The sequence below is a fragment of the Luteimonas abyssi genome (genome assembly GCF_001482195.1).
GTDB lineage: Bacteria > Pseudomonadota > Gammaproteobacteria > Xanthomonadales > Xanthomonadaceae > Luteimonas > Luteimonas abyssi.
Map to the genome: position 1 here is coordinate 2,976,047 of NZ_KQ759763.1, position 6,811 is coordinate 2,982,857.

At 58.9% G+C, this 6,811-nt stretch carries 7 protein-coding genes; 1 reads left to right on the forward strand and 6 read right to left on the reverse strand.

The features are described from left to right. Positions 1-375 precede the first annotated feature (375 nt). The 6 genes from RG19_RS12910 to RG19_RS12920 form a co-directional block, all read right to left on the reverse strand. Positions 376-1,077, reverse strand: a complete 702-nt coding sequence (locus RG19_RS12910; protein WP_157515260.1) for a hypothetical protein — start codon at positions 1,075-1,077, stop codon at positions 376-378. Positions 1,078-1,153: 76 nt separating this feature from the next. Further along, positions 1,154-1,597 carry a hypothetical protein gene (locus tag RG19_RS17645; RefSeq protein WP_157515261.1) on the reverse strand — a complete coding sequence of 148 codons (444 nt, stop codon included), beginning with the start codon at positions 1,595-1,597 and terminating at the stop codon, positions 1,154-1,156. A 57-nt stretch (positions 1,598-1,654) separates the two neighbouring features. Further along, positions 1,655-2,830 carry a Shedu immune nuclease family protein gene (locus RG19_RS17295; RefSeq protein ID WP_238376640.1) on the reverse strand — a complete coding sequence of 392 codons (1,176 nt, stop codon included), beginning with the start codon at positions 2,828-2,830 and terminating at the stop codon, positions 1,655-1,657. Positions 2,831-2,948: 118 nt separating this feature from the next. Further along, on the reverse strand, positions 2,949-3,515 hold the full coding sequence (locus RG19_RS17300) for a hypothetical protein (RefSeq protein ID WP_082672662.1): 567 nt from the start codon (positions 3,513-3,515) through the stop codon (positions 2,949-2,951). Between the two features lie 65 nt (positions 3,516-3,580). After that, positions 3,581-4,462, reverse strand: coding sequence for an LAPAL motif-containing putative phage structural protein (locus tag RG19_RS17650; RefSeq protein WP_157515262.1), 882 nt, complete (start codon positions 4,460-4,462; stop codon positions 3,581-3,583). 444 nt (positions 4,463-4,906) lie between these two features. Continuing rightward, on the reverse strand, positions 4,907-5,527 hold the full coding sequence (locus RG19_RS12920) for a hypothetical protein (RefSeq protein WP_058835626.1): 621 nt from the start codon (positions 5,525-5,527) through the stop codon (positions 4,907-4,909). A gap of 577 nt (positions 5,528-6,104) precedes the next feature. On the opposite strand from RG19_RS12920, the gene RG19_RS12925 reads away from it, so the two are divergent. After that, positions 6,105-6,811 (forward strand): trypsin-like peptidase domain-containing protein (locus tag RG19_RS12925; protein WP_157515374.1); only part of this gene is annotated, 707 nt, incomplete at its 3' end.

The following is a 6,811-nucleotide window of genomic DNA, read 5'->3' on the forward strand; positions in this document are numbered from 1 at the left end:
GGCGGCGATATTTCCCCGAAGGGTTTTGTATTAGCCGCCCTCCCGACGCAGGCATCGCGTCGGCTCATGCCTGCAAGCGTGCAGGCACAAAAAACCCACCGGTTTGACGGAGGTGGGGACCGCTGTCTGAGGAGTTTCTACGCTCCTTGGGATCGAGTCTGCTACGGAGTGCGCGGGAGCGTCAAGCGTGGAAATGGCGCATTTCGGACGACGACGCGTAGGACTTTTCTGAGATGTGGGTCAGACAGAAGACGTCGCTTTTTGAATCACCCTCGAACGTACGGGCCGACGCAACGAGAGCCGCATGCTGTGCGCTGCCTCCGCACCAACACCGTTCAACATCGCCCGGTAATTCCACGCACTCTCACTGCGCTCTCAGATCGAAGACGCTTCAGGCGCTTCATCGCCGCACGCCAGCGCGTCCGTCAGCACCACGGCGTACAACTCATGCGTCAGCCGCATGCGCACCGCCATGACGCCGATCCACCAAGTGATGACGAGGAACGGCGCGAGCACGCCCTGCCAGAGCGGCACATCGGCGAGCGACTCGACACCGAGGCCATCCACCTCGCGCAACAGAAAGAACACGGCGACCAGCACCGGCAGGATGCCCACGCGCTCGATACCGCCCATCAGCAACACCAGCTTCGAGCCGAGGCGGTCGTGGGCCAGCCGCGCGAAGTTGCGGTGTTCTTCCAGCTCGGCGCGCGGAAACGTCTGCAACCACGACCGCAGCGCACGGAACTGCGCCAGGTCGTGATCGCTCTGCTCCACGAGTTTGATGCGCCAGTGCCAGAACTCGCGGGCCATGACGACCAACGCCCGAAGGATCCCGGGCGCGTACAGCACGCCCGCACTCCACACGCCCACCTGCGCCAGCCGCACCATCCACCATTGCGGCGTCAGGAACTGCACCAGTAGGAAGGGCAACAACCCGACGACGATCGCGACGGAGCCGAAGATGTTGAGCCAGTAGAGCGGGCGAGGCGTATTGAGTATCGCGGCGGGGCCGTCCGGCATGCTTTTGATGCGTGCTTCCAGCGTAGCGAAGCTCAGAGCAGATGACCGGTCATCCATGCGAAAAAGAACCTCGCTGTTGCGGTCGGGCTAAGTGAACCTGACCCCGTGTACCGTGGACGCCGTTGGCGCGGGCCTAGGACAACGAGCGGATGATGGCATTAACCCGATTTCTTGCAAAGTACTCAAACTCCTTCTCCTCCACAAAACCCTTTCCGTGAGTGTTGCACCTCGGCACTTCGCCAAATATATCCCTGAAGCTAAGTAAAAGAGCACGCTCAAGTTTTATCCACATCTTTACTCGTTGTCGCGCTTTGCAGGTGATTACGCGAGCTTCAAACTCAGTGACGCCGTGAAGATTTAGAATTGATGATTCACGCGTGGCGACGCTCGATGCTATTCGAGAACCACCCTTTTTTGTTGTACCGATATAAGCAATTCGGGATTTGCCTGACGGATAATGAAGTGGTTTTGATGCAACAAGAAGGTAAACAATCTTTTCGTTATCAAGGATGACCCGGCGAGCCGTCAGCGCCGGATTGGCCTTTAAGGAAATGCTGGATCTCCGAATCATTTTCACCCTCGCCTACGCCTGAGCTAAGACGCGCCTCGAAGCGGCGTCGGCTTGAATTAATTGTTAGCTTTCACTGACGCCCACAATATGGCGAGCACGCTCATAGAGCTCATCAAAAGTGATGACCTCAGGCTGGTGTAGGTTTCGACGATAAATCTCAAACGACCTTAGCTGAGTATCATTTACCCCATTTTTTCCGGAAAATTGCCCGAGCGTGCCGACAACAACGAAGGATCTTGGGGAGAAGTTGAAAGCTTCTTCTGCTGTGGGAAAGCCTTGCTTATCCGTAAGTTGAAGTTTCCCGAAAATGGTCTCTCCCGCATACGATACGGTGCCTTGCACCTGAGCCACTGCGCCAGATAGATGCTCTGACGGAGCCCAACAGCCGGCCCGATACGCTGTGGAGGTAAGCAGGGGTGTCTTGTGGGTCTTGATCTCCACAAAGCACAGAGTCGAGGCTAGCGCTCTAGTCTTTAGAAGCGCATCGACACGCTTCCCAGACTGATCCAATTGGTAGCCGCGGACCACTTGTTCAAGCTTTCTGTCCTCGAGCCCCGAAGAGTAGATATAACTCAGCCCGTAACCGAATATCCACGAATTTGCTTCGAAGAACTGTTGCCACAACGCTTCATCCTTACACTGCTTCCTCTTTTTTAGATCATTAAAGTAGCTTTCGCTCTCTAGAAGTTTTCCAAAGACCTCAAGTTGCCTCTTGCGGTAGCCGAGCGCTACTACATCGCTCTTAGTCACGGAGTGCCGCAGAACCTCCGCGACGAGTTCTTCATTATCCTCCAACAATTCTTTTGCCTGCTGTGACGTGAGTGCAATCTTGCGCAACTCAGCATCTGAAATGTTGACTGAGCTACCGCCTTCCAGGCTCACGGACTGAATATTGGCGAGAAACTCGCAGAAGCGACCGATCTCTTCGCCCACAAATGAAAATCCGGTGCCGTAAGGCATGCCGGTATCTGCAGAAAACTTCTGGATGGTGAGAACGAAAACACCCTTAGTGTCTTCGATAAACTTTGCCTTGATGTAGGTAGCCGCATTTGGCTTCTGTCGCACTACAACTTCATCGCGCTCTTTGACGTACTCATATCCATCGGCAGAGGGTAGGACTTTCGACGCTATACGGACTCGACGGGTCTTGTCCCCGAAGGCCGGAAGCGCTGGACTTATGTACGTTTTACCGGGCTTAGGATTGTGGTAGTTGTCCATGATCACCGGAAGATTGGGCATGAAAGCTAACGATTGAATCAAGCCGTGGGTCTGCTTAAGGAGATGTCCATGAAGTCCCCTGTGACTTCTAACGCCTGATTAAGCCGCGCCGCGAAGCGATGTCAGCTTGAATTAATTATTAGGCCTCAATTGCGGCCACATGGTCGATCACTCTTAGCGCCCCTTGCAGCAACTCATCCTCGCGCTCAAGCACTCGAACCCAGGCCGCATCGTCGGCTTCTGCAGCCGCATGAAGATGCACGAAGTTCCTGACGGCATGCATAGCCTTCACTTGAGGCCATACATCTGCAACTTCGGGCTGTGGGGCTCCAGCTATCTCCCATGCCCGAATGACGTTGCCAAAGGTACGGCGCCGCAGGTCTTGATTGAGCGTGTAACCCCGCGTCTCAGCAATTGCTCGCAGTGCCGCCTCTGTGATCGAGGCGGCAACGAGTACAGCAGCTTTCACTGCTCCTGCTCTGACTGAGAGTCCAAGCTCACGTCTATATGGCGGGTCTGCGAGTTGGCCGGCGCGAGTGTGCCGAAGGTTTTTCAGCATGTATAAATGGAACTGCAGGTACTGCTCCTCGGCAGCAATCGCGTACTGCACCTCCGGATTGCCTAAGCGCTGCCATTTAAAAATAGCAACCGTGGTCAGTGGCTGGATCTCGAAAGTAGGGTCTTGAAAGAAGAAGTCGGCAGCCATGTTCTTTTGAGGCCCAGCACCTGAGTTAAACCACGCCACGAAGTGGCGTCGGCTTGAGTGAATAGTTAAAGAGACGCCTGCCGCATCCTTGGAATGTGATCGATGATCTCGATGACCTCGTAGCTATGGTTCTTGTAAATACCGGAATCTTTGTCTTGCCGTTGAACAATGCGCACTGCCGCCTTCAGGACGTCTCCAGGAGCAATCGTGACTTCGTGTGCGAAGAATTTATCGTAGAACCGATCATCAAGAACGGGGGCAGAAATTTTCACACCTCGCCAGTAAAACTCCCACTTTCGCCTTCCGCGCGCGAGGATCGCGCGCGAAATCTCAAGATTGGCGTACTCGACTACCACCCTGTCGCCTTCGTCGTCGAGAATTCGCGTGTCGAAGCGACAAAACATTTCGCGAGGCACCTTCGGCCCCGGCTGCCTACGGTCTGGAGGATCAATCCGCAGCCCTGTCACCGTTGAGTCTGATTCGGCTCCTCGGAAAACTTGTCCAATCGCGTTTTCGAAGCGCTTAGATTTCTCTACCTGTTGCTGTGCCTCGTAGACATTACGGGGGACAATCACTTTTGTATCGCCATACTCGACGATGACTGAGCTGTCAGTTACGACTATTGTCGGATCTGAGGGCGCCACCATTTTTGTGACTATGTAGCCCGCGATAACGCCGTAGATTATCGCTTTCGACGCTTCATGCGAAAACACACTGTGTGTCTTCTCGAAAATTGTTTTTACGACTGCTTCGAAGCTTCCTTCCTCAAGCGCCAAGACAACAACTTCTACAGCGTAGCCGGGATTGACTATCGAACTTGCTTCGCGAACCGCTTCCGCGAGCCCAGCAAGCGAAGTCGCCAAAGCGAAAGCATTGATTTGGTGCCTGTTCGTCTCGAAGTGAAGGACGAACCGGTCAGCTTCGCTCTGAATTTCGATGATAGCCATAGTCCCTAGTCCCGCTAATTACTATTAGCCCCTGTTGCGCCGGAGTATGCGCCGCCACTCTTCGCTTCGCTATCAGAGAAATCCTACAGAGATCAGCCTGTTGCGCAGGCATGCCCAGCTGCCCCGGTGCCTAGCGCTCGTGTGTTATCAGGCGAATGGCCGGGCCGGCGTTATTCGACACTTTCGGAGTGGTAACGCCGCTCAGGCGAGGGTCGCCGGGGAGAACCGGGGTCAGGTTCACTTCCAAGCCACTGCCCCGTTGCTGGTTCCACGTTGTTACGCACTACCTCACCCGCACTGGCTGTACCCACAGTGCAAAAGAGGACGTCCGGGCGCTCGATGCGACCGTGATGGGGCTCTCTTGGGGTGACGGTGCGGTGGATCGAACGGCCCTCACCCCAACCCCTCTCCCGCAGGCGGGAGAGGGGCTCGACGGCTGACGCGTCAGCGGGTCGCCTTGCGGGCGGCCTTCTTCGCGGTCTTCTTCGCCGGGGCCTTGCGAGCCGGCGCCTTCTTGGCGGCGGCCTTCTTTGCCGGAGCCTTCTTCGCCGGTGCCTTGCGGGCGACGGCCTTCTTCACTGCGGTCTTCTTGGCGGTCGCCTTCTTGGCGATCTTCTTGGTCGCCTTCTTCACCGCGCCCTTCTTGGCGGCGGCCTTCTTGGCGACCTTCTTGGTGGTGCGGGTGGCGGACTTCTTCACCGCCGCCTTCTTGGCGGTGGCCTTCTTCGCGACCTTCTTGGCGGTCTTCTTCGCCGCGCCCTTCTTGGCGGCCGCCTTCTTGGTGGCCTTCTTCGTCGCGGTCTTGGTGGCGGCCTTCTTGCCGGCGCCCTTGCGCTTGAGCGCCGCGGCTTCGGAGGTGGCGCTGGCCTTGGCGGCCGCCAGCTTCTTCTTGGCCTTGGTCACGCGCTTGCTCACCGTCTTGCTCGCCTTCTTGGCGGCCTTGCGCACGCGCGTGACCGCCTCTTTGGCGGTGGCGACCACGCTGCTGCCGACTTCCTGCGCCTTCTCGGCGATGGAATCGGCGGCATCGGCGATCGTCGCCGTCACTCCGTTACCGTTGCTCATCGGGGTTTTCCTCGTCTTGGAATTACGGGCACCGTGCCCGTGAAGCGGAATGTACGAAGTTTTCGCGCGGCGCGGAACAAAAAAATAACGCGGCGATTCGGCGCGCGGCGGCGCCGAGCGCCCTTCGGGTATGCGACGGATCGGCGGCGACCGCGCGTCCACGCACCTGTTCGATCGTCGCTGCGGCCATGCATGCCGGCGCATGGGTGCGGTCGTTCGCTCTTTAGCGACGCGAATCCGGCTGCCGCCGCGATGACGAAAACACCTTGTTTGCAGGTGTCGGCACTCGCATGGCCGGCGATCGCACGCGCGATGCACCCCCGACGGAGATCCCGTCGCCATCGTCGGTGGGGAGACGCCCGCAAGCGTCCGCACGCGGGCGGCCGCTGCGGAAACCGGCGCGGGCGGGCATCATGAACAGGCGCCGACCGCAGGCCCTCGCACATGACCGCAGGCCATGGAGACCGCATGCGCGGCGCGCTAGCTTCGATCCGTGCGCACCCGCGCCGCCTCGTCCCGCGCAGCCACACGCCTTTCACGTTGCTGCCACCCACACCAACGAAACAATCGACGTCCCATGCGTGCATTGCCCACCCTGCTTGCCCTCACCGCCGCGGCCGCTTTCGGAGGCTTTGCGGCCACGGTGCTGGTCGATATGAACCGGCCGCTCGCGGCCCAGTCCGCGCCCGTGGCGCAGGTGCCTGCGACCGTGACCGGCACCGGCGCCCTGCCGTCGGCAGTCGCCGGCCAGCCGATGCCGTCGCTGGCGCCGATGCTCGAGCGCGTGATTCCCGCCGTGGTCGGCGTGAACAACACCCGGCGCGTGCAGGTGAGTCCGTTCGGCAACGATCCGTTCTTCCGTCGCATGTTCCCGGACCTGAGCCAGGAGCGCCTGGCGCAGTCGATGGGCTCGGGTGTCATCGTCGACGCCGAGCGCGGCCTGATCCTGACCAACCACCATGTCATCGAGAACGCCGACGAAGTCTCGGTGACGCTCGGCGACGGCCGCACGCTGGAAGCCGAGTTCCTGGGCTCCGACCCCGAGACCGACATCGCGCTGATGCGGGTGGCAGCGGAGAACCTCACCGCGATCCCGCTGGCCGACAGCAGCACGCTGCGGGTCGGCGATTTCGTGGTCGCGGTGGGCAATCCCTTCGGTTTCAGCCAGACGGTGACCTCCGGCATCGTGTCCGCGGTCGGGCGCAGCAACGTGCCCGGCATCGGATTCCAGAACTTCATCCAGACCGACGCCTCGATCAACCCGGGCAACTCCGGCGGTCCGCT